The 21,257-nt window shown below is 75.0% G+C and carries 16 protein-coding genes and 1 pseudogene; 11 read left to right on the forward strand and 6 right to left on the reverse strand.

The window, feature by feature from the left end:
• Window positions 1-34: 34 nt before the first annotated feature.
• Complete coding sequence (locus tag AB0M28_RS34135; RefSeq protein WP_365413572.1) at window positions 35-1,105, reverse strand: glycerophosphodiester phosphodiesterase family protein; 1,071 nt, start codon at window positions 1,103-1,105, stop codon at window positions 35-37.
• Between the two features lie 136 nt (window positions 1,106-1,241).
• Window positions 1,242-3,662, reverse strand: coding sequence for a penicillin-binding transpeptidase domain-containing protein (locus tag AB0M28_RS34140; RefSeq protein WP_365413574.1), 2,421 nt, complete (start codon window positions 3,660-3,662; stop codon window positions 1,242-1,244).
• A gap of 189 nt (window positions 3,663-3,851) precedes the next feature.
• Here AB0M28_RS34140 and AB0M28_RS34145 point away from each other — a divergent pair, with 189 nt between their 5' ends.
• The 6 genes from AB0M28_RS34145 to egtD all read left to right on the forward strand — a co-directional run bounded on the left by AB0M28_RS34145 (window position 3,852) and on the right by egtD (window position 9,192).
• The gene (locus AB0M28_RS34145; RefSeq protein ID WP_365413576.1) at window positions 3,852-4,409 is read left to right on the forward strand and encodes a sigma-70 family RNA polymerase sigma factor; all 558 of its coding nucleotides are present in this window, start codon (window positions 3,852-3,854) and stop codon (window positions 4,407-4,409) included.
• Window positions 4,406-4,705, forward strand: a complete 300-nt coding sequence (locus AB0M28_RS34150; RefSeq protein ID WP_365413578.1) for a zf-HC2 domain-containing protein — start codon at window positions 4,406-4,408, stop codon at window positions 4,703-4,705. The genes AB0M28_RS34145 and AB0M28_RS34150 overlap by 4 nt, the downstream gene beginning before the upstream one ends.
• Window positions 4,706-4,815: 110 nt before the next feature.
• On the forward strand, window positions 4,816-6,075 hold the full coding sequence (gene egtA / locus AB0M28_RS34155; RefSeq protein ID WP_365413580.1) for an ergothioneine biosynthesis glutamate--cysteine ligase EgtA: 1,260 nt from the start codon (window positions 4,816-4,818) through the stop codon (window positions 6,073-6,075).
• Window positions 6,072-7,412, forward strand: coding sequence for an ergothioneine biosynthesis protein EgtB (egtB, locus tag AB0M28_RS34160; protein WP_365413582.1), 1,341 nt, complete (start codon window positions 6,072-6,074; stop codon window positions 7,410-7,412). The genes egtA and egtB overlap by 4 nt, the downstream gene beginning before the upstream one ends.
• Complete coding sequence (gene egtC / locus AB0M28_RS34165; protein WP_365413584.1) at window positions 7,412-8,227, forward strand: ergothioneine biosynthesis protein EgtC; 816 nt, start codon at window positions 7,412-7,414, stop codon at window positions 8,225-8,227. The genes egtB and egtC overlap by 1 nt, the downstream gene beginning before the upstream one ends.
• Window positions 8,224-9,192 carry an L-histidine N(alpha)-methyltransferase gene (gene egtD / locus AB0M28_RS34170; RefSeq protein WP_365413586.1) on the forward strand — a complete coding sequence of 323 codons (969 nt, stop codon included), beginning with the start codon at window positions 8,224-8,226 and terminating at the stop codon, window positions 9,190-9,192. The genes egtC and egtD overlap by 4 nt, the downstream gene beginning before the upstream one ends.
• A 43-nt stretch (window positions 9,193-9,235) precedes the next feature.
• Here egtD and AB0M28_RS34175 read toward each other — a convergent pair whose 3' ends face one another.
• On the reverse strand, window positions 9,236-10,990 hold the full coding sequence (locus AB0M28_RS34175; RefSeq protein ID WP_365413597.1) for a serine/threonine-protein kinase: 1,755 nt from the start codon (window positions 10,988-10,990) through the stop codon (window positions 9,236-9,238).
• A gap of 106 nt (window positions 10,991-11,096) precedes the next feature.
• Window positions 11,097-12,551 carry an IucA/IucC family siderophore biosynthesis protein gene (locus AB0M28_RS34180; protein WP_365413599.1) on the reverse strand — a complete coding sequence of 485 codons (1,455 nt, stop codon included), beginning with the start codon at window positions 12,549-12,551 and terminating at the stop codon, window positions 11,097-11,099.
• Between the two features lie 94 nt (window positions 12,552-12,645).
• Here AB0M28_RS34180 and AB0M28_RS34185 point away from each other — a divergent pair, with 94 nt between their 5' ends.
• Window positions 12,646-14,163 (forward strand): IucA/IucC family protein, encoded by a 1,518-nt coding sequence (locus AB0M28_RS34185; RefSeq protein WP_365413588.1) that lies wholly within the window; start codon window positions 12,646-12,648, stop codon window positions 14,161-14,163.
• 13 nt (window positions 14,164-14,176) lie between these two features.
• Here AB0M28_RS34185 and AB0M28_RS34190 read toward each other — a convergent pair whose 3' ends face one another.
• Entirely contained in the window at window positions 14,177-14,437 is a 261-nt protein-coding gene (locus AB0M28_RS34190; RefSeq protein ID WP_365413601.1) for a DUF1876 domain-containing protein, read from the reverse strand.
• Between the two features lie 226 nt (window positions 14,438-14,663).
• On the opposite strand from AB0M28_RS34190, the gene AB0M28_RS34195 reads away from it, so the two are divergent.
• The 4 genes from AB0M28_RS34195 to AB0M28_RS34210 all read left to right on the forward strand — a co-directional run bounded on the left by AB0M28_RS34195 (window position 14,664) and on the right by AB0M28_RS34210 (window position 20,896).
• On the forward strand, window positions 14,664-15,380 hold the full coding sequence (locus tag AB0M28_RS34195; protein WP_365413590.1) for a DinB family protein: 717 nt from the start codon (window positions 14,664-14,666) through the stop codon (window positions 15,378-15,380).
• 90 nt (window positions 15,381-15,470) lie between these two features.
• On the forward strand, window positions 15,471-18,176 hold the full coding sequence (locus AB0M28_RS34200; RefSeq protein WP_365413591.1) for an alpha/beta fold hydrolase: 2,706 nt from the start codon (window positions 15,471-15,473) through the stop codon (window positions 18,174-18,176).
• On the forward strand, window positions 18,173-19,042 hold the full coding sequence (locus AB0M28_RS34205; protein WP_365413593.1) for an ABC transporter permease: 870 nt from the start codon (window positions 18,173-18,175) through the stop codon (window positions 19,040-19,042). The genes AB0M28_RS34200 and AB0M28_RS34205 overlap by 4 nt, the downstream gene beginning before the upstream one ends.
• A 171-nt stretch (window positions 19,043-19,213) precedes the next feature.
• Window positions 19,214-20,896: an NAD(P)/FAD-dependent oxidoreductase gene (locus AB0M28_RS34210; RefSeq protein ID WP_365413595.1), complete on the forward strand. Its 1,683-nt coding sequence runs from the start codon at window positions 19,214-19,216 to the stop codon at window positions 20,894-20,896.
• Window positions 20,897-20,938: 42 nt separating this feature from the next.
• On the opposite strand, the pseudogene AB0M28_RS34215 reads toward AB0M28_RS34210, so the two are convergent.
• Window positions 20,939-21,257: pseudogene (locus AB0M28_RS34215) on the reverse strand (hypothetical protein); the annotation flags it as partial.

The following is a 21,257-nucleotide window of genomic DNA, read 5'->3' on the forward strand; positions in this document are numbered from 1 at the left end:
GCCCCCGGTCCGGGGGCGGGCCACCGCGGGTCGCTCAGGTGTAGCGTCGCGGCAGCTCGAGCCCGCGATCCGCCATCACCTGGCGCAGCACGTCGGGGTAGTCGGTGATGATGCCGTCCACGCCGTCGTCGATCAGCTTGTTCAATGTCGGCGCGTCGTCGATCGTCCACGGCACCACCTTGATGCCGGCGCGGTGCGCGGAGCGGACCATCTCCCGGGTGGTGTACGGCTCGTAGCCCGGGTCCGTCACCTTCCCGTTCTGCGGGAAGCCGTGCACGGGGGAGAGCGCGTCCGCGCCGAACGACGCGACCGCGGCCACGAGATCGCCGCCGAAGTCGTCGATGTCGATGCCGCCCAGCCACGGCGAGGCGCCCGGCTGGCCGGGCTGCAGGAACTGCGGGCCGTTCGTCAGCGCCACGATCGGCAGCTCCGGCGCGACCTCGCGCATCCGCATCAGCGCGCCCCAGTCGAAGCTCTGGACGGTCACCCGCTTCGCCAGCCCGGACTCGCGCACCTGGCGGGAGACGATCTGTACGAACTCCTCCCGCGGCGCGGTCTCGCTCGGCGCGCCCGCCTCGACCTTCGTCTCGATGTTGAGCCATACGGTCTTCTCCGCGCCCTTGCTCTTGACCAGGTCGAACACCTCGGTGAGCAGCGGCATCCGCGCCCCCGGGCTCGGCCGCTGGCCGGGGAACTGGGGGAGCGTGAGCGAACCGCAGTCCAGCGTACGGACCTGGGCCAGGGTCAGGCCGACGATGTACCTGCCGACGTAGGGGTACTCCGGGTCGCCCGGGAAGGCGGGACCGGTGTCCCGGCACTTGGAGCCGGAGATCCGGCGGTCGTGGGTGACGACCGCCTGGTGGTCCTCGGTGATCTGGACGTCCAGCTCCAGGGTCTTCACCCCCACCGCCAGGCCGTTGGTGAAGGACGCGAGCGTGGACTCCACCACGAGGCCGAGGCCGCCGCGATGGGCCTGCAGGTCGAAGTCCTCGCGCCCGGCGGCCCCCGCGTCCGCCGGCAGGCCGAACGCGAGGACGCCGGCCGCGGCGGCGATCAGGGCGGTGAGACGGTGGCGACGGGCGTGCGGTCTCCTGTGTGCCCTCATACGTGCCCCTTCCGAAGGTCGATGAGCCAACGCCCGCAATCTCGGGGACGGTTGTGGACCCGTCAATGCCGCGCGGCGAAGACCGGGCGACGCGCGGGTGAACGGTCGGCCGTCCGCGACGCCGGAACCCATGGGCCTACGACCCCAGGGCCGCCTCCATCACGTCCGCGGCGATGCGCGCCGCCGGATCCGTGTCCTTCAGGTCCCGCGGGGCGTCCTCGCTCTGTACGACGACCGCCACCGCGACCGCGTCACCGTCCGGCTGCCGGGCGTAGCCGACGAACCACAGATAGGCCCGGTCCTCCCCGCTGCCCACCCCGGACTGCGCCGTCCCCGTCACACCCCCGACGCGTGCCCCGGCGACCCGGGCGGCCGAGCCGGTCTGCTCCACCGCCGACTCCAGCGCGCCGCGCAGCTCGGACGCCTGGCCGGGGTCGAGGGGAGAGCCGAGCCGCGTCGCCTTGAACCGATCCGCGACCGAACCGTCCGCCCGGCGCACCTGGCTGACGCAGCCCGGCCGCCGGACGGTGCCGTCCCCGGCGACGGCACCGGCGACCATCGCCATCTGCAGCGGCGTGACCTGGGTGTTGCCCTGGCCGATGCCCGCCATCGCGTTCTGCGGGCGGGACGACTCCTCGGGGAAGACGCTCTCCGCCGCCCGGACCGGCACAGGGGTTTCCTTGCCGAAGCCGAAGTCGGCGGCCGCGCTCCGCAGCGAGCCGTTGCCGAGGCCGTCGCTGAGCCGGGCCAGGACGGTGCTGCAGGAGTACGTGAGGGCCGTCGTCAGCGACGCGTTCGCGCACTGCCCCGCGACGGGGTTGCGCAGCTGCACCGTGCTCAGGGGCAGCGTGTACGGCTCGGGGCTGTCCGTCGGCGAGGCGGCGTCGGGGACGAACCCCTCCCGCAGCGCGGTCGCCGCCGTCACGAGGGAGAAGGTGAAGCCCGGCGGATACGTCTGGCGCAGGGCCCGGTTGAGCATCGGCTTGCCCTTGTCGCCGGTCAGCTCCTGCCACACCGCCCGGTCGGCCTTGCCGGTGCCCGCGAAGCGGCCCGGATCGTACGACGGAGCTGAGGCCAGGGCGACGATCTTCCCGGTGGCCGGGTCGAGGGCGACCACGGCCCCTCGGTGTGCGCCGAGGCCCTTGAGGGCGGCCCGCTGGGCCTTCGGTTCGATGGTGGTCAGGACCGTGCCGCCGGCCGCCAGCTCGTCGGCGTACACGCCCTCCAGACCGCTGGTGCCGAAGGCGTTGGACCGGTGGCCGGTGACGGCGGCGTAGAGCGGGCCGTCGGTGTAGGTGCGCCTGTACGCGAACTGGGGACGCGTGTCCTTGGACCGGGTGTGGCCCGTGACGGGCTTCCCGGCCACCACGATGTCGCCGGGGGCGCCGCCGCCCTTGCCGTCGCCGCCGTCGTCGTCCCCGGAGAACCGGTCGACGGCGAACACGGAGCCGGCGATCACGAGGAGCGCGCCCGCCACGGACGCGGCGACGCGCGGCGCCCTGCGCCGGGGGCGGACGGGGGCAGGCGGCGGGGCGGTGGGCGTGTACGCGGGCGGCGGGCCGAAGGAGGGCGCGGCGGTGGGGGGTTGCGCCGGGGGAGGCGAGTCGGGCGGAACGGGCGCCGGGGGAGGCGAGTCGGGCGGAACGGGCGCCGGGGGAGGGGAGCCGGGCGGTACGGGCGCAGGGGCGGCCGGTGGCGTGCCGCCGAGCCCCGCGAGCCAGCCGCGGCCGTGGTCCTCGTACAGCTCCCCGCCGGCCGCGACCCGGCACAGCTCCACGATCTGCGCCGGGACCGGCCGCGCGGCGGGGTCCTTCGCCAGACAGCGCGCGATCAGGCCGCGCAACTCCGCCGGGGTGCCGGCGAGATCGGGCTCCTCCACGACGATCCGGTACAGCAGCACCTCGCTCGACCCCTCGCCGAACGGATGCTGTCCGGTCGCCGCGTAGTGCGCCAGCAGGCCCAGCGCGAACACGTCGACCGGCGGGCCGGGCAGGCCGCCCGCCTGGATCTGCTCCGGCGCCATGAACCCCGGCGTCCCGAGCCGGACCTCGGGGCTCGTCAGCGCCGTCGCGTCCAGCGCACGGGCGATGCCGAAGTCGATGACGCGCGGACCGTCCTCGGCCAGCAGCACGTTCGACGGCTTGAGGTCCCGGTGCACGATGCCCTCGGCGTGGATCGCGGTCAGCGCCTCCGCGACCCCGGCGGCCAGCTGCAGCACGGTCCGCAGCGGCAGCGGCCCGTACTGGGCGACGGCCGCGGTCAGCGACGGTCCCGGCACGTACGCCGAGGCCAGCCACGGCTGCTCGCCCTCGACGTCGCTGTCCAGCAGCTGCGCCGTGTACAGCCCGTGCACCCGGCGGGCGGAGCGCGCCTCCTGGGCGAACCGGCGGCGGAACTCCGCGTCCTGCGCGTACTCGTGGCGGATGACCTTCAGGGCGACGGGGCGGCCCGCGGGCGTGTGCGCCAGATAGACGGCCCCCATGCCGCCGGCACCGAGCCGCCCCCGCAGCCGGTAACCGCCGATGTCCGTGGGGTCGTCGGGTTCCAGCGGCCGCATACGTGCTCCCCTCCCTGGCGTTGCCTCAGCGTAGAGCGCCCGTCACCCGGCCGCGGCCCGTCGGCCGAAGCGCGCCGGGCGCACGGACTTCACTCTGCGGACATCACCGGATACGTGTGCGGTTCCCGTGAATGTGAGGGAATGGCCGGGTGGGCTCACCGGGTTTCCGCCACCGTGGAGGAGCGAGTGGTGCACGCGACGAGGGACGCGGAGCGCAGGAGGGCATTCGCCCGGTTCGTGGTGCCGGAGGTGGAGGTGCTGTTACGGGCCGCCACCACGCTGACGCTGCAGCACGCCGACGCCGAGGACCTGGTGCAGGAGACCCTGATACGGGCCTACCGGGCCGCCGACCGGTTCGACGGCCGGCATCCGCGGGCCTGGCTGCTGACCATCATGCGGCGCGCCGAGCACAACCGGCACCGCCGGCGCCGGCCGCAGCTGCTGGACGACCCGGACGCGGACCTGGAGCGGCTCACCCCGGCGCTGGCCCAGCCGGCGCCGACGCCCGAGACGCTGGTGCTGGGCGAGCTGTTCGACGCCGAGGTCGACGCCGTGTACGCAGGGCTACCGGTCAAGCACCGTCAGGTGGTACGCCTGGTGGACATCGACGGGTTCAGCTACGGCGAGGCGGCCGAACTCCTCGGCGTGCCCCAGGGAACGGTCATGAGCCGGCTGCACCGGGCACGGGCGCGGATCAGGGAGCAGCTCGCCGCCGTCGGGCTCGCGCCGAAGGGGGGAGCGTCATGAATCCGCTGCGCGTCTGGCGGCAGCGCGGCCGCCGGCCGCTGGACTGCGCCGAAGTCGCCCGCGAACTGCAGGCGTTCGTCGACGGCCAGTCCCGTCCCCGGATCCACGAGCGGGTGGCCGAACATCTGGCGTGCTGCCGGTGGTGCGGCTTCGAGGCGGCGACCTACCGGGAGATCAAGAGCGCGCTGGCGCGGCACGAACCCGTGGACCGGGAAACGCTGGCCCGGGTACGGGCGTTCGCCGAGTCGCTGCTGCACGACGAGCCGTCGGGCGGAACGGGCACCCCGGCCGTCTGACCGGAGCGCGCGCCCTCGCCGGCTGCTCGAAACGCACCCCCGCCGTCCGGATGGAATGGGGCCGCGCCCCCACCGGGTTCCCCTGGTCCCACCCGACCGGAGGAGGCCCCGTGCACAGCGGACTGCGCCACCAGGACGCCGAGACGAGGATCGGCGGCATCTGTTTCAAGACCGGCCCGCCCGGACGCACCGGCGCGGAACTCGAATGGCTCGTCCACGACCGGACCCACCCGGGCCGACCGGTCACCGCGGAGCGACTCGACGCGGCCCTCGCCCCCCTCGGCGCACCCGGGGCGCTCCCCGGCGGCAGCCGGCTCACCCGTGAACCGGGCGGGCAGGTCGAACTCAGTTCACCGCCCGCCGACTCCCTCACCCACTGCCTCGACACCGCCGCCGCCGACCAGGCCGCCCTCGACCGGGCCCTCGCCCGCGAGGGGCTCGTCGCCGTCGGCCGCGGACTCGACCCGTACCGGATCCCGGGACGCGTCCTGCAGCACCCCCGCTACCAGGCGATGGAGCAGCACTTCGACCGCATCGGCCCCTGGGGCCGGGTGATGATGCGCGCCACCGCCGCCGTCCAGGTCAACCTGGAGGCCGGGGACTCCTCCGACGGCCCGGCCGGTTACCGGCACCGCTGGATCCTCGCCCACCGCATCGGCCCCGTGCTGCTGGCCGCGTTCGCCAACTCGCCCCTGTGGCAGGGCCGGCCGACCGGCTGGAAGTCCACCCGCCAGGCGGTCTGGTCCCGGGTGGACCCGACCCGCACCCGGCCCGTCGCCGACGGCGGCGACGCCCGCTCCGACTGGGCGCGCTACGCCCTGGACGCCGCCGTCATGTGCATCAGACGGCCCGCCCCGGCCCGCTGGACGGCGCCGCCGGGGCTCACCTTCCGCGACTGGCTGGACGCCCCGGTCGACGGCCGCGCCCCGGCCGCCGACGATCTGGACTACCACCTCGGCACCCTCTTCCCGCCCGTACGCCCGCGCGGCTGGCTCGAACTGCGCATGATCGACGCCCAGTACGGCGACGGCTGGCAGGCAGCCGTCGCGGTGGCCTCCGCGCTGATGGACGATCCGGCGGCGGCGTCCCTCGCGTACGACGCGACCGAACCCCTCACCCGCGGCGACCGGCTGCCACCGCGGAGCCTGTGGCTGCGCGCCGCCCGCCACGGCCCCGCCGACCCGGCCCTCGGCGCCGCCGTCCGGGCCTGCGTCTCCGCCGCCGAGGCCGCCCTGACCGGCGAACCCCGCCGCGCCGTGGCCCGGTTCGCCGAACGCTACGCCGAACACGGCCGCTGCCCGGCCGACGACCTGCTGCAGGGCACCCCCCAGCACCCCCTGGACGACGTACGAGAAGGAACGCACCGATGACCACCCGACTCCGTACCACCACCCGCGAGCGGGCCCGTGCCGCGCTGGAACGCGCCCGCCGCCGGACGCTCGCCCTCACCGACTGCCTCGACGACGCCGGGCTCACCGCCCAGCACTCGCCGCTGATGTCCCCCCTGGTCTGGGACCTGGCCCATATCGGCAACCAGGAGGACATCTGGCTGCTGCGGGCCGCGGGCGGAGGGCCGGGGCTGCGCCCCGACCTCGACCACCTCTACGACGCCTTCCAGCACCCCCGGGCCGACCGCCCGGCGCTCCCGCTGCTCGGCCCCGACGCCGCCCGCCGCTACGTGGCCGAGGTCCGCGAGCGGGCGCTCGCCCTGCTGGCCGCCGCGGACCTGGACGGCGGCGACCCGCTGACCGCCGGAGCCTTCGTCTTCGGCATGATCGCCCAGCACGAGCAGCAGCACGACGAGACCATGCTGGCCACCCACCAGCTGCGCCGCGGCGCCCCCGTCCTCACCGCCCCCGAACCGCCCGCCGCTCCCGGCGACAGCCTGCCCGCGGAAGTGCTCGTCCCCGGCGGGCCGTTCACGATGGGCACCTCCACCGACGCCTGGGCCCTGGACAACGAGCGCCCCGCCCACGCCGTCCACGTACCCGCCTTCCACCTCGACACCGTGCCCGTCACCAACGCCGCCTACCAGGGGTTCATCGCCGACGGCGGCTACGACGACCCCCGCTGGTGGCATCCCGACGGCTGGGAGCACGTACGGGACAAGGGGCTGCGGGCGCCGCTGTTCTGGCGGCAGGAGGACAGCCGATGGCTGCGGCGGCGCTTCGGGCACACCGAGCCCGTACCGGATCACGAGCCCGTCGTACACGTCAGCTGGTACGAGGCGGACGCCTACGCCCGGTGGGCCGGACGGCGGCTGCCGACGGAGGCCGAATGGGAGAAGGCCGCCCGCCACGATCCCTCCACCGGCCGCTCCCTCACCTATCCCTGGGGCGAGGACGAGCCCACCCCCGAGCACGCCAACCTCGGGCAGCGGCACCTGCGTCCGGCACCCGTCGGCGCCTATCCGCGCGGCGCCGCACCCAGCGGTGCGCGCCAGCTCATCGGCGACGTGTGGGAGTGGACGGCGTCCGACTTCACCGGCTATCCCGGCTACCGGTCCTTCCCCTACCCCGAGTACAGCGAGGTCTTCTTCGGCAGCGACCACAAGGTGCTGAGGGGCGGCTCCTTCGGCGCCGACCAGGTCGCCGTGCGGGGGACGTTCCGCAACTGGGACTACCCCGTCCGCCGGCAGATCTTCGCCGGCTTCCGCACCGCGCGCGACGCGGAGCACGCCGACGGCGGCGAGCGGAGGGCGGCCTGATGTGCCGGCACCTCGCCTGGCTCGGATCCGCGCCGCGCAGCGTGGCCGAGCTGGTGGTGCGGCCGCCGCACGGGCTGTACGAGCAGTCCTGGGCACCGCGCCACCAACGGCACGGCACAGTCAACGCCGACGGGTTCGGCATCGGCTGGTACCCGCCGTCCGGACCGCCCGCCCGCTACCGCCGCGCGGTGCCCGTCTGGGCGGACGGCAACCTGCCCGACCTCGCCCGTACGATCCGCACCACGGCCGTGCTGGCCGCCGTACGCGACGCCACGCCCGGCACCAGCCAGGACGAGACGGCCGCGGCCCCCTTCGCCTCCGGGCCCTGGCTGTTCAGCCACAACGGGGCGGTGCCCGAATGGGAGCGGCTGCCGGACGACGCCGGGCTGCCGCTCGACTCCGCCCAGCTGCTGCGCCTGGAGGCCCGCTGCGACGCCGCCCTGCTGTGGGCGGTGACCGCCGGGCTGCTCGGCGGCGGGGCACAGCCCGGCGAGGCGCTCGCCGCCGTCGTACGGCAGACCGCCGCGGTACGGCCCGGAGCGCGGCTGAACCTGCTGCTGACGGACGGCGGGCGGATCGCCGCCACCCGATGGGGCGACAGCCTCTACTACCGCGCCGGGGACGGGCAGGTCACCGTCGCCTCCGAACCCGACGACGCCCCCGACGACGGCGCCGGCCCCTGGCGCGAGGTCCCCGACCGGTCGCTGCTGCTGGCCACCCCGGTCGGCGTCGCGGTGACACCGCTCACCGCCGACGCACCCCCGGCACGCTCCACCCCGCCCGCCACCGTCCTGGAAGGGAACCCGCGCCCATGACCGACCGCTTCACCCTCACCCGCCGTCTCGCCCACGACCACCTCGCCCGCACCCTGCGCGCCGACGTCACCGCCGGGCTGACCGGCACGCCCAAGACCCTGCCGCCCAAATGGTTCTACGACGCCCGCGGCAGCGCCCTGTTCGACGAGATCACCCGGCTCCCCGAGTACTACCTCACCCGCGCCGAACGGGAGATCCTCACCGCCCACTGCGCCGAGATCGCCGCCCTGAGCGGCGCCCGCACCCTGGCCGAACTGGGCTCCGGGTCCTCGGAGAAGACCCGCCTGCTCCTCGACGCGCTGGCACCGGCCCTGCACACCTACGCGCCCCTCGACGTCAGCCCCTCCGCCCTGCGCGAGGCGGGGCAGGCGCTGGTCCGCGACTATCCCGGCCTGACGGTCGCCGCCACCGTCGCCGACTTCGAGACCTCGCTGGAGCTGCCCGACACCCCCGGCCCGCACCTGCTGGCGTTCCTCGGCAGCACGGTCGGCAACCTGGACGCGGCCCAGCGCGCCGCGTTCTTCACCTCCGTACGCGGCGCGCTGGGGGAGCGCGACGCGCTGCTGCTGGGCGCGGACCTGGTGAAGGACACGCCGACGCTGCACCGGGCGTACGACGACGAGCGGGGCGTGACCGCCGAGTTCAACAAGAACGTGCTGCTCGTGCTGAACCGCGAACTCGACGCCGACTTCGACCCCGGCGCCTTCACCCACCGCGCGGTGTGGAACGCGGCCGAGGAGCGCGTCGAGATGCATCTGCGGTCCGCGGCCGCCCAGCAGGTGAAGATCCCGGCGCTGGACCTGCTGGTGGCCTTCGAAGCGGGGGAGGACCTGCGCACCGAGATCTCCGTGAAGTTCCGCCCGGGCGCCCTCATCGGCGAACTGGCCGCCGCGGGGCTGACCGTGCACCGGTGGTGGACGGACCCGGGCGAGCGGTTCGCGCTGCTGCTCGCGTTTCCCGGCTGAGCCGCTCCTTGGCCCCGCGGCCGGTCGCGGCCGGTCGCGGGGGTCAGCACACCGGGAGGCCGGGGACGGGTGCGTCGTTGTCGCCGCCCTTGATCCAGACGTCGCTCACGAAGACGCCGGCGTTGCCGCTGTCGTCGTCCGTCTTCGCCCACCAGACGTTGGTCCAGTCGCCGTAGGTCACCCGGTGGCTGAGCCGGACCTGGCAGTAGAAGTAGTTGACGCCCTGGTAGAGGGTGCCGACCCTGGTGTGCGCGGAGTCGTAGGAGTCGGCGGTGCGCCAGAGCTCGCAGTTGTACTTGCCGCCGCCGATGGACCAGCACGACGGCTCGGGGGTGGAGCCGCCGCCTCCCGAGTCGCTGCCCGAGGTGGTGGTGCCGCCCGAGGCGGTGGTCGTGCCGCCGTCGGACCCGCCGCTGTCGGAGCCGCCCGTCGAACCTCCGGTGGTGCCGCCGTCCGATCCGCCGTCGGAGCCGCCGGTGGTGCCGTCCCCGGAGGTGCCGGCGCCCGGGGCGGTCTTCGAAGGCTTGGGGGAGGCGGACGGCCGGTTGCTCTCCTTGCCCTTGTCGGAGCCCTTGGTCGCGGTGGCCTCCGCGCCGGTGGGCTGCTCGGCCGCGGACGGGGTGGGCGTCGAGGAGGCGGCGACGGGGTCGCCGCTCTTGCCGTCGCCTCCGCCGAGCAGCAGGGCCGTACCGCCGCCCGTCAGTACGACGGCTGCGGCCACGGCGGCGATGACGAGGGTACGGCGGTGCTTCGGGGGGCCGTGCCCGGCGGCGGAGTCGACCGGGGGTGCCGCATGCGTCGTCGGGAAGCCGGACGCGGGACCGTCTCCCATCGTCGGCGGGCCGAACGCCCCGAGCGGCGCCGGCGCGTTCAGGTCCAGTTCGGTCTGTGCGTGCGGCTGCGGCTGCGGCGGGGCCTGCGGGCGCAGCCGGGCGGTGTCCGCGCCGGCCGGCGAACCCGCGATCGCCTCGAGTAACTCGGCGGCCCGCGTCGCGTCCGGCCGGGCGGCCGGATCCTTCGCCATCAGCTCGCTCAGCACCGGGCCGAGCGGCCCCGCCCGCCGCGGTTCGGGAAGCGGCTCGGCGACGATCGCCGTGATCGTCGACCAGGTCGACGTACGCCGGAAGGGGGCCGTGCCCTCCACCGCCGCGTACAGCGCGGCGCCGAGCGCCCAGATGTCGGCCGGCGCGTCGGGCGCGCCGCCGCGGGCGCGTTCGGGTGACAGGTAGTCGAGCGAGCCGACGAGTTCGCCGCTGCTCGTCAGCCGGGTGCCAGCGTCGTCGCCCGGATCGTCCATGGTGGCGATGCCGAAATCGGTGAGCACCACGCGTCCGCCGCGCTCCAGCAGGATGTTGCCGGGTTTGACGTCCCGGTGCAGTACCCCCGCCGCGTGCGCGGCGGCCAGCGCCCGCAGCACCTGGGCGCCGATGCCGGCCGCCGGCGCCGGGTCGAGCGTTCCCTCGCGGCGCAGCACGTCCGCCAGCGACGGGCCGTCCACCAGCTCCATCACGATGACGGGGCGCCCCTCGTGGTGCACCACGTCGTGTACGGCGACCACGCCCGGATGCCGCACCCGGGCCGCGGCGCGCGCCTCGCGCCGCATCCGCACCCGCAGCGCGTCCAGCTCGGGGCCCTGGGCGTCGCTGTAGGCGCGCAGCTCCTTGACCGCGACCTCGCGCCCCAGGACCTCGTCCACGGCACGCCACACCGTGCCCATGCCGCCGCGGCCCAGCTGTCCGGTGATCCGGTATCGGCCGGCCAGCAGCCGCTCCCCGCCCGCCTCGGTGTTGCCCTCCATGCCCTCAGACACCGCCCCCGTGGTTGTCTTCGCGTGCGTAAGCCAGGCACCCTAGTGGACCGTTCGGCGGACGGGCCAATTCAGCTGGAGGCACCAGGTTTTGCCGCTACGCCGGAGCGTCCCGCAAAGGATTCGGCAGCTCCGTCCACGCGTCGCCCGTCACCCCGAGCCGCATCAGGGTCAGCGCCTTGACCGGCAGCGGGCGGGAACGCAGGGCGGTGAGGTCCGGTGTCGGCGGCAGGTGCGGCAGGGCAGCGGCCAGCGCCGCGCCCAGGGCGTCGGCGCCGCCGGCCAGGGGCCCCAGGGAGCCCGAGACGAGGGAGCCGAAGAGCTTGCGGCGCAGGGCCTGCGGATCGTCGGTGACGACCCGTCCCGTCAGCCCCGCCGGCACCGCGACGCCGTGCGCGGCCAGGCGCGCCGGGCTGACCCGGACGTCGGCGAGGTCGCGGTAGACCAGGCGGCGCGGGCGGCCGTCCGGTCCGAGGACAGCCAGCAGGTTCTGGCCGTGCGCCTCCAGCGCGACGCCCAGGTCCAGCAAGCGCAGACAGACGGACAGCGCCAGGCGGGCGAAGTCCGCCACCCAGGCCGGATCCCGCGGGGGGAGCGCGGCGACCGGGACGACCTGCTCGCCCGCCGCCTCGTCGGCGTACTCCTCCGGAGACTCCCGCAGCAGCGCCGCCAGCTCGGCGGAGCCGTCGCTCGCAGCGCCGAGGTTGCGGGTGACGTGCAGCAGTCCGTCGAGGCGTGCGGCGAGCCCGGTCAGCAGCGCGGAGACGGTGGCGGAGTGGGTGACGGAGTACGCCGAGATGTCGCGTACGGAGGAGGTGAGCCGGGCGCTGAGCGCCGTTTTGACGTGCGGTCCGGGGCGGCCGGCGGGGGCGAGCGTGCGGAGCGCCATCAGGGGGTGCGCGTCGAAACCGTCGAGCGCCTCGAAGCCGTCGCGCGGCTTGCCCACGGCCAGCACATGCTCCGCCTGCCACGGGTGCACGGGGATCAGCACCCGGCCGCCGTCGCGCAGCTCGGCGGGCCACGCGCCGCGCACCAGCGCGCCGGCCACGGGCACCAGCACCAGGCGTACCCGCGCGCCGTGCTCGGGGGCGTAGGCCAGCTCCTCGGCCACCGTGAAGCCGGGGCGGGAGCGGCAGCAGGGGTGGTACGGATGGCCGTCCACGACGCGCTGCTCCCAGACCCAGGGGCCGCCTGCCGTGGTGGTACGCGCCCGGGCCCCGGCCCGCGACAGCGCCAACGACGCCACGCTGCCGTCCAGTTCAGCCGCGAAGTCCGCGAGGCCCAGCGCCCGCGCCAGCAACGCCGGCTGCGCGTACGCCCGGCCGTCCAGCTCCAGGACCGTCACCGAGGCGTCCGTCGCCCACGGATCGCGCGGCGGACCCGAGAGCCGCCGCCCATCCGCGAGCTCCAGCACGCCACCGTCCCGCTCACGGCGTGCCACCCAGGGCAGGGGGTCGTACAGCAGCCCCCGCCACAGCCGACTCAGCACGGCGGCACGGGCCCCCGGCAGTCCGGACTCGTACGGGCCGGACAACTCCGCCCGTACGACCATCAATTGCTCAAGAACGCTCCGCTCGGCGGCGGTGTACGGCACAGTTCGTCCCCCAGGGCGCACGGAGTGACGACGCCACTCATACTGATCGCTAATGGACACCATCTCAGCCGCCGCCGACGAACTGGCCATCGCCCCGCTGCTGGCCTGTCTGCTCCGGGAGGCCGCCGACCCCGTGCACGGAACCGTGCACCGTACGCGGGCCGGTGGCCGGCTCCTGCGCGTTCCGCCCCGGCACCGGCCGGTGTCGGCGGAGCTGCACATCGACGGTGGCTGGCGGGAGTTGAACCACTCCGAGCTGGTCAAGCTCGTGGTGGAGGAGCTCACCGCGCTCACCGGCATCTCCAACGACACCCTCCCGGCGGAGATGATCGACAGCCGGGACGCCGTCGCCGCGATGCTCGCCGCGCGTGCCGGCGCCGCGCCGCCGGACGACCTGTGGCTGCGCTCCGAGCAGTCCCTCGTGATGGGGCACCCCTTCCATCCCGCGCCCAAGGCGCGCGGGGGCGGGCCCGCCGACACCTGGCTGCGGTATGCGCCCGAGGCGTTCGCCCGGTTTCCGCTCGTCCTGCTGGCGGTGCGGGTCGACGCGGTCGAGGAGGATGGGGATCTGTCCGCGCTGGACGCGCTGGGCGCTGTCGTGCCGCCGGGTCACGTGCTGTTGCCGGCCCACCCGTGGCAGCTGAGCCTCGTCGGGCGGCGCCCCGCCGTGAGCGAGGCGTTCGCCGACGGGCGCCTGATCCGGCTGGACGCGCCCGGGCCGTGGGCCGCGCCCACCTCGTCCGTACGCACGGTGCATCTCGCGGGGGACGACCTGTTCCTGAAGTTCAGCCTCGACGTCCGTATCACCAACGACGTTCGGCGGCTGTGGCTGCACGACCTGGCGCGGCTGCGGACCACGGACGCGGCGGTCGCGGCGGCCTTCGCCGACGACGCCGCCGGGAGCGCGGCCGGGAGCGCGGCGAGCAGCGCCGCCTGGCTCGGCGACCGGGGCTACCGGACGGTCGCGGGGCTGGGCGAGGAGCTGGCGGTCGTCGTCCGCGACGGGCTGCGCGGCAGGGTGGCGCCCGGCGCCACGCCGGTGCTCGCGGCGGCGCTCGCGGAGGGCTTCGACGGGAGCCCGCTGGCGGGCGCGCGGGACGCGGTGGCGTGGTGGACGGCGTATCTGCGGTGCGTCGTGCCGCCGGTGCTGCGGGCGTTCGCGCGGCACGGGGTGGTGCTGGAGTGCCATCTGCAGAACTGCCTGGTGGCGGTGGACGCGTCCGGTCTTCCGGTGCAGGCCGTGTTCCGGGACGTGGAGGGCGTGAAGCGGGTGGGGGAGACGAGCCGCCCGGCTGCCTGGGAGCGGCTCGTGTACTGCCTGGTGGTCAACCATCTGATGGAGATCGCCTCGGCGCTGGCGGACCGCCACCCGCACGCCGCGCCGGCGCTGTGGCCCACGGCCCGCGCGGAGTTGGCGCGCTGGGCCCGCGAACTCCCGCTCGCGGAGCTGACGCACCTCCTGGACGCCCCCACGGTCCCGGGCAAGACGAACCTGCTGCTGCGCTGGACGTCGGCGGACGGCGCGGCGTCGCGCTACGTGCCGCTGCGCAATCCGCTGCGGGCGGGGTGAGCGGGGCGGCGGTTCAGCGGGCCGGACCCGCCAGCTCCGTGATGTCCTTCGACGCGATGTCGTGCAACCGGACGGCCAGGTCCTCCAGCGCCCGGCTGGCGGCGAGCTCGTCGCCGATCTCCGGCACGCTCCGGTCGACCGGGTTACGCCGGGCCGACCCGCGCCCGGTGACGTCGTCGGTGTCGCGGGTGGACAGCACGGCACGGGCGTGCGTCTCGGTGGCCGCGTCGTCCTCGTCGATGTAGATCTGCACAGTCCACTGCTTGGCTTCCATCGTGCTCACTCTCCCTCCGGTCCGGCCGTGGCCCGGCCGGCCGGTCGGTCGTCAGCCGCCGACGGCTGCCTGGTGCGAACCAGGCAGCTCCCGTATAGGTCCATTCTCCGCTCTCGGAGCCGTACCGCTAGCGGACGGCCGCGGCCCGGCCGCTCAGGCGCCTGGGGGCAGGTGCCTCCCGTTTGAACGATCGCGGCGACAGCGCCGGAGCCCCTACGCTGCGCGCATGGCGATCGACTGGGGACGGGCCGTCATCGGGCAGCTGGACTTCTACTGGGACCACCATCTGCGGCCCCGCCTCGAGGGGCTCAGCGACGACGAGTACTTCTGGGAGCCTGTCGACGGCTGCTGGAGTCTGCGTCCGCGCGGGGACGGGCGGTGGCGGATGGACGGGGCCGGCGGTCCCGGGGTCTCCGGGCCGTTCACCACCCTTGCCTGGCGGATGACGCATCTGTCCGTGTCCGCCTTCGAGAGTCGCTACCGGGCCTTCTTCGGGGGCGAAGGGCCCGATCAGTGGGCCCCCGGCGCGCGGCTGCTGGCGGACGGCCGGTTGCCGGGGTCCGCGGACGATGCCGTGACCTACCTGGAGGCGGCCTTGTCGCGATGGCGTGACGCGCTCCGGGCCCTGGATGCCGACGCGCTCGGCGCGCCGCTCGGACCCAAGGGCGGCGACTTCGCCGAGCAGACCATGGGCGAGCTCGTCATCCATCTCAACCGCGAGACCATGCACCACGGGGGCGAGATCTGCCTGCTGCGCGACCTGTACCGGGACCGGCGCGTCCGCGCTGGCGTAGGCGACGACGCCCGCGGAGGCGACGACGCCCGCGGAGGCGATGACGCCCGCGAAGGCGATGACGCCGCCGAAGGCGACAACGCCCCCGAAGGCGACGCCCGCCCCCGCAAGGGCGACCAGGCGCAGCCGCCGCTACTCCACCGGCAGTAGCCGCCCCCCGCCCCGTACCCCACCGGGAGGAGGGCCGCTTCCGCCCCGCAGCGGGCGGCATGGCCATGCGGTGAACGTAGGGTTCACCTCATGCATCTCCGACTGCCCCTCAAGGGCCGCGCCCTGCTGGGCGCCGCGGCGGCCCTCGCCGTGCTGGCCGGCCTCGGCACCTGGACCGCCGCGGCCACCGGCGGCGATCCGCCCGTCCAGCGACGGGACCGGGCCTTCGCGGTGGACGGCGCCACGCTGGACACGTCGTACTTCACCGCCGGCGGCGGTGGGCGCCGGCCCGCCGTGCTGCTGGCGCACGGCTTCGGCGGCAGCAAGGACGACATGCGGGAGCAGGCCGAGAAGCTGGCCCGGGACGGCTACGCCGTGCTGACCTGGTCCGCCCGCGGCTTCGGCCGCTCCACCGGCAGTATCGGCCTGAACGACCCCGCCGCCGAGGTCGCGGACGTCAGCCGCATGCTCGACTGGCTCGCGAAGCGGCCCGAGGTGGAGCTCGACCGCGCCGGCGACCCGCGCGTGGGCATCGCGGGCTCCTCGTACGGCGGCGCGCTCGCCCTGCTGGCCGCCGGGTACGACAAGCGCGTCGACGCGATCGCCCCGCAGATCACCTACTGGAACCTCGCGGACGCCCTGTTCCCCCAGGGGGTGTTCAAGAAGCTCTGGACCGGCCTGTTCTTCACCACCGGCTCCGCGGACCTCACCGGCGCGTCCTTCGGCGGAGCCGAGGAGGTGCGCGGCGCGGCCGGCGCTCCCGAGGCCGCCCCGGCGGACGGCTGCGGCCGCTTCGAGCGGACGCTGTGCGAGATGTACGAGCGGGTCGCGGTCAGCGGCAAGCCCGACGCCGCGGCCGTCGCGCTCCTCGAGGCGCGCAGCCCGTCCGCTGTCGGAGCGGACATCGACGTGCCCGCGCTCATCGTCCAGGGCCAGTCCGACACCCTCTTCCCCCTCGACCAGGCAGACGCCATGGCGAGCGTCATCGCCGACAACGGCGCCCCCGTGTCCGTCGACTGGATCCCCGGCGGCCACGACGGCGGCGACCGCGAGACGGACCGCGTACAGAGCCGTGTCAGGGCCTGGTTCGACCGCTATCTGAAGGACGACGACGGCGCCTCCACCGGCCCCGCGTTCCGCGTCACCCGCACCGGCGGCGTCGACTCCACGGACGGCGCGGCCCAGCTGCGCGGCGCGACCAGCAGCGTCTACCCCGGTCTCACGGGTACCCCGCTGCCCCTGGCCCTGTCCGGGCGGTCGCAGCCCTTCACCAACCCGCCGGGCGGCTCCCCGCCCGCCGTGTCCACCCTGCCGGGCGCCGGGGCCCTGACCGGCCTGTCGTCCTCCCTCGGCGTCGGCCTGAGCCTGGACATCCCCGGCCAGTACGCGCACTTCGACACCGCGCCGCTGAAGGACGGGGTCCAGATCACCGGCACCCCGACCGTGCAGGTCCGCGTCAAGTCCGACACCCCGGACGCGGTGCTGTTCGCCAAGCTGTACGACGTCAGCCCCGACGGCCGCCGGCAGGTGCTGCCGAACCAGCTCGTCGCCCCGATCCGCGTCACGGGTGCCGACGCCGGGCGCACGGTGACGCTGACCCTGCCGGCCATCGACCACAAGGCCGACCCGGGCCACCGGCTGCGCCTCGTCCTCGCCTCCACGGACCTCGGGTACGCCTCGCCCGCCCAGCCCGCGACGTACACCGTCGGGATCATCGGCGACCTGCGCGTGCCGACCGACCCGGCCGTCGACACCCAGCCGGCCCCGCTGCCCGCCTGGGTGTGGGCGCTGCCGCTGGGCGGTGCGGCGCTCGCCGCGCTGCTCCTGCTCACCGGGCGCCGCCGCCGGTCCGCGCCGCTGCCGGACCCGGCGCTCGCCGACGTACCGCTGGAGATCACCGGGCTGAGTAAGAGGTACGCGGGGGCCGCCGACCGGTACGCCGTCCGCGACCTCTCCTTCCGCGTGGAGAAGGGCCAGGTCCTCGGCCTGCTCGGCCCGAACGGCGCGGGCAAGACCACCACCCTGCGGATGCTGATGGGCCTGATCGCCCCGGACGACGGCGAGATCCGCGTCTTCGGGCACGCGATCCGGCCGGGCGCGTCCGTGCTGTCCCGCGTCGGCTCCTTCGTCGAGGGCGCGGGCTTCCTGCCGCATCTGACCGGCCGCGCCAACCTGGAGCTGTACTGGCAGGCCACCGGCCGCCCCGCCGAGGACGCCCATCTCGACGAGGCCCTGGAGATCGCCGGCCTCGGCGACGCGCTGGAGCGGGCGGTACGGATGTACTCCCAGGGCATGCGCCAGCGCCTGGCCATCGCCCAGGCCATGCTCGGCCTGCCCGATCTGCTGATCCTCGACGAGCCCACGAACGGGCTCGACCCGCCGCAGATCCGCGAGATGCGGGAGGTGATGATCCGGTACGCCGAGAGCGGCCGTACCGTCATCGTCTCCAGCCATCTGCTCGCCGAGGTCGAGCAGTCCTGCACGCATCTCGTCGTGATGGACCGCGGCCGGCTCGTCCAGGCGGGCCCGGTGGACGAGATCGTCGGCTCCGGCGACACCGTCCTGGTCGGCCACACCGCGCGGCTCTCCGACGAGCTGCTGGCCAAGGTCCGGGCCGTGCCCGGCGTCGTCACGGCCGTGGCCACCCCCGACGGGCTGGTGATCCGGCTCGACGGCGGCACGCCCGAGGCCCTGTTGGCCGAGCTGGTGGGCCTCGGCATCCCCGTCACGTCCTTCGGCCCCAACCGGCGGCTCGAGGACGCCTTCCTCACCCTGATCGGAGGTACGTCGGCATGAGCACGATCACGACCGAGCCCCTGCGGAGCGCCGCCGCCGGCTACCGCTCCGGGCGCACCCTGCCCCTGCGGGTGGAGGCGGTACGGCAGCTGCGCCGGCGGCGCACCCTGGTGATGGGCGGGGTGCTGGCCGCCCTGCCGCTGATCCTGGTCGCCGCCTTCGCCCTGGCCGGCGACCCGGGCGGCCGCAACAGCGAGATCACGCTGATGGACACGGCCACCGCGTCCGGTGCGAACTTCACCGCCACGGTGCTGTTCGTGTCCGCCGGGTTCCTGCTGGTGGTGCCTGTGGCGCTGTTCTGCGGCGACACCGTGGCCTCGGAGGCCGGCTGGTCCTCCCTGCGCTATCTGCTGGCCGCCCCGGTGCCGCGGGCGCGGCTGCTGACGGTCAAGCTGCTGGTGGCGCTGGCGTTCAGTGCGGCGGCGATGGTGCTGCTGGCCGTCGTGGCCCTCACCGTGGGCACGCTCGCCTACGGCTGGGGTCCGCTGGAGCTGCCGGCCGGCGGCCAGCTCGCGGCGGGCGCGGCGCTGCCGCGCCTCGGCATCGCGGTGGCGTACATCTTCGTGTCCCAGCTGGTCACGGCGGGGCTCGCGTTCTGGCTCTCCACGCGCACCGACGCCCCGCTCGGCGCGGTCGGCGGCGCGGTGGGGCTGACCATCGTCGGCAACGTGCTGGACGCGGTCACCGCGCTCGGCTCCTGGCGCGACGTGCTGCCCGCGCACTGGCAGTTCGCCTGGGCGGACGCGCTGCAGCCCCGGCTGGAGTGGGGCGGGATGCTGCAGGGCGCGTCGGTGAGCGTGACCTACGCGATGGTGCTGGTGGCGCTGGCGTACCGGGGGTTCGCGCGCAAGGACATCGTGTCCTGAGCCCCGCGCGGGTGGCGGCTTCCCGGCTCCCGTGTGCACAGTGTGTTACGTGGGGCGACAACTCGTCGCCCCACAGCCCTCAACGGGCAACGGAGTGCCCGTTGTGCGGTGTGTGCCGCGCCGCCAGGCTGTGCCCGGTCCGACAGCCACCCCAGCACCCGGGAGGAACCCATGGCCGGCAGCACACCGATGCACGCGCTGCGCCGCCTGTTCGCCGAGCACCGTGACGCCGAGCGCCTGCGCATACCGGTGGCCGAGCTGCGCGGCCTGCGCGCCGAGGCGTCGGGCGGCACCGGCCGCGCCGACGCGTCCGGCGGCACCGGCAGACGCGAGTTGCTCAAGCGCGCCGCCGCCGTGGGCCTCGCCGCCGGTACGGGCCTGGGCTCCGCGTCCGCCGCCCCCGCCTTCGCCGCGCCGGCCAGGCCGGTGGGCGCGGGCGGCGCCCGGATCGCCGTCGTCGGCGCGGGCATCTCCGGCCTCACCGCGGCGCTCACCCTGCGGGACGCGGGACTGGCGTGCACGGTGTACGAGGCGAACCCCGCGCGCACCGGCGGCCGGATGTGGACGCAGCGCGACCACTGGACCGGCGGCCAGACCTCGGAGATCGGCGGCGAGCTGATCGACACCAGCCACAAGAAGATGCTCGAACTGTGCCGCCGCTTCGACCTCCCCGTCGAGGACTTCGCCGGCGCGGGCCCCAACGGGGCCGAGGAGATCCTCTGGTTCGACGGCGGCTACTACCCCCGCTCCCAGGCCGACGAGGACTTCAAGGCCGTCTACCAGGCCCTCCGCCGCGATCTGCAGGAGGCGGGCGAGGTGGCGTGGAACTACACCACCGAGCACGGCACCGTCCTGGACAACATGTCGGTGCGCGAGTGGATCGAGAGCCGGGTGCCGGGCGGATTCGCCTCCCGGCTGGGACAGTTCATCGACGTCGCCTACAACATCGAGTACGGGCTGGACACCACCGAGCAGTCCTCGCTGGCGCTGGTGCTGCTGATGGGCTACCAGCCGCGGCCGGGCCGGTTCAGCGTCTGGGGGCTGTCCGACGAGCGCTACCACATCACCGGCGGCAACGACCTGCTGCCGAAGGCCATCACCGCCGCGCTGCCCGCCGACAGCTTCCGGATGGGCTGGAGCCTCAGCGCGGTGCGCGCGAACGCCGACGGCACCCAGACGCTGACCTTCGACGAGGGCGGCACCACCCGCACCGTCACCGCGGACCACACCGTGCTGTGCCTGCCGCTGCCGGTCCTGAAGCGGCTCGACCCCGTCGCCGCCGGGTTCGACCCGCGGATGCGGGCGCTGCTGCAGGCGGCGCGGATGGGGACGTGCACCAAGCTCAACATGCAGTTCACGTCCCGGCCGTGGCGCGGTACGGGCCCGTGGCCGGGCGTGTCCGGCGGCGACACCTTCACGGGTGACGAGCTGCAGCAGCTGTGGGACACCACCAAGGCGCAGCCCGGTACGGGCGGCATCATGATCCAGTTCAACAGCGGCAGCCTGGCCGCGTCGCTGTCCCCGGGCTCCCCCTTCGCCACCGAGTCGGACGCGTACGTACGCCGCCTCGCCGAGAGCCGGCTGACCGCCGTCGACCGGATCTTCCCCGGTACGAAGGCGGCCTGGACCGGCCGCGCGCAGCTGTCCGCCTGGCACCGCAACCCGTACGCCCTCGGCGCGTACTCCGGCTGGCCCGTCGGCTACGTCAGCCGCTTCGCCCGCTACGAGGGCACGGCGCAGGGCAACGTGCACATCGCGGGGGAGCACTGCGCGTACGACTTCCAGGGCTTCATGGAGGGCGGCGCGACGGAGGGCGAGCGGGCGGCGCGCGAGGTGGTCGCGGCGTACGCGTGAGCGGGGGGCGGGCGCGGGTCCGTCACCCCTCCCGCGTCCGCCTCACCGTCCCCGGTCCGCGCCCGCCGCGCCCCCTGCTTCCCCGCGCAGGAACCGCAGCGTCTCGCGTATCCGTACGCGTGCCTGCTCGTCGTCGCGGATGATGTCGACGTCCGTGCCCGAGGTGACGAGCCTGCGGTCACGCTCGGCGAAGTCCGCCAGCGCCCGCAGCTGCTCCTCGGTGAGGGCCCCCGGACCGAGCGCGCGCAGCGCCTCGAGGGCGATCGCACCAGGAAGAGCCCGCCGTACACCAGCGTCAGCCGGGCCCGCAGGGTGAGCCGGCGCGGCAGCATCCGTATCCGCCTCATGCGATCCGGTACCC

Origin of the sequence: Streptomyces sp. NPDC051940, from assembly GCF_040680895.1 — a bacterium.
GTDB lineage: Bacteria > Actinomycetota > Actinomycetes > Streptomycetales > Streptomycetaceae > Streptomyces.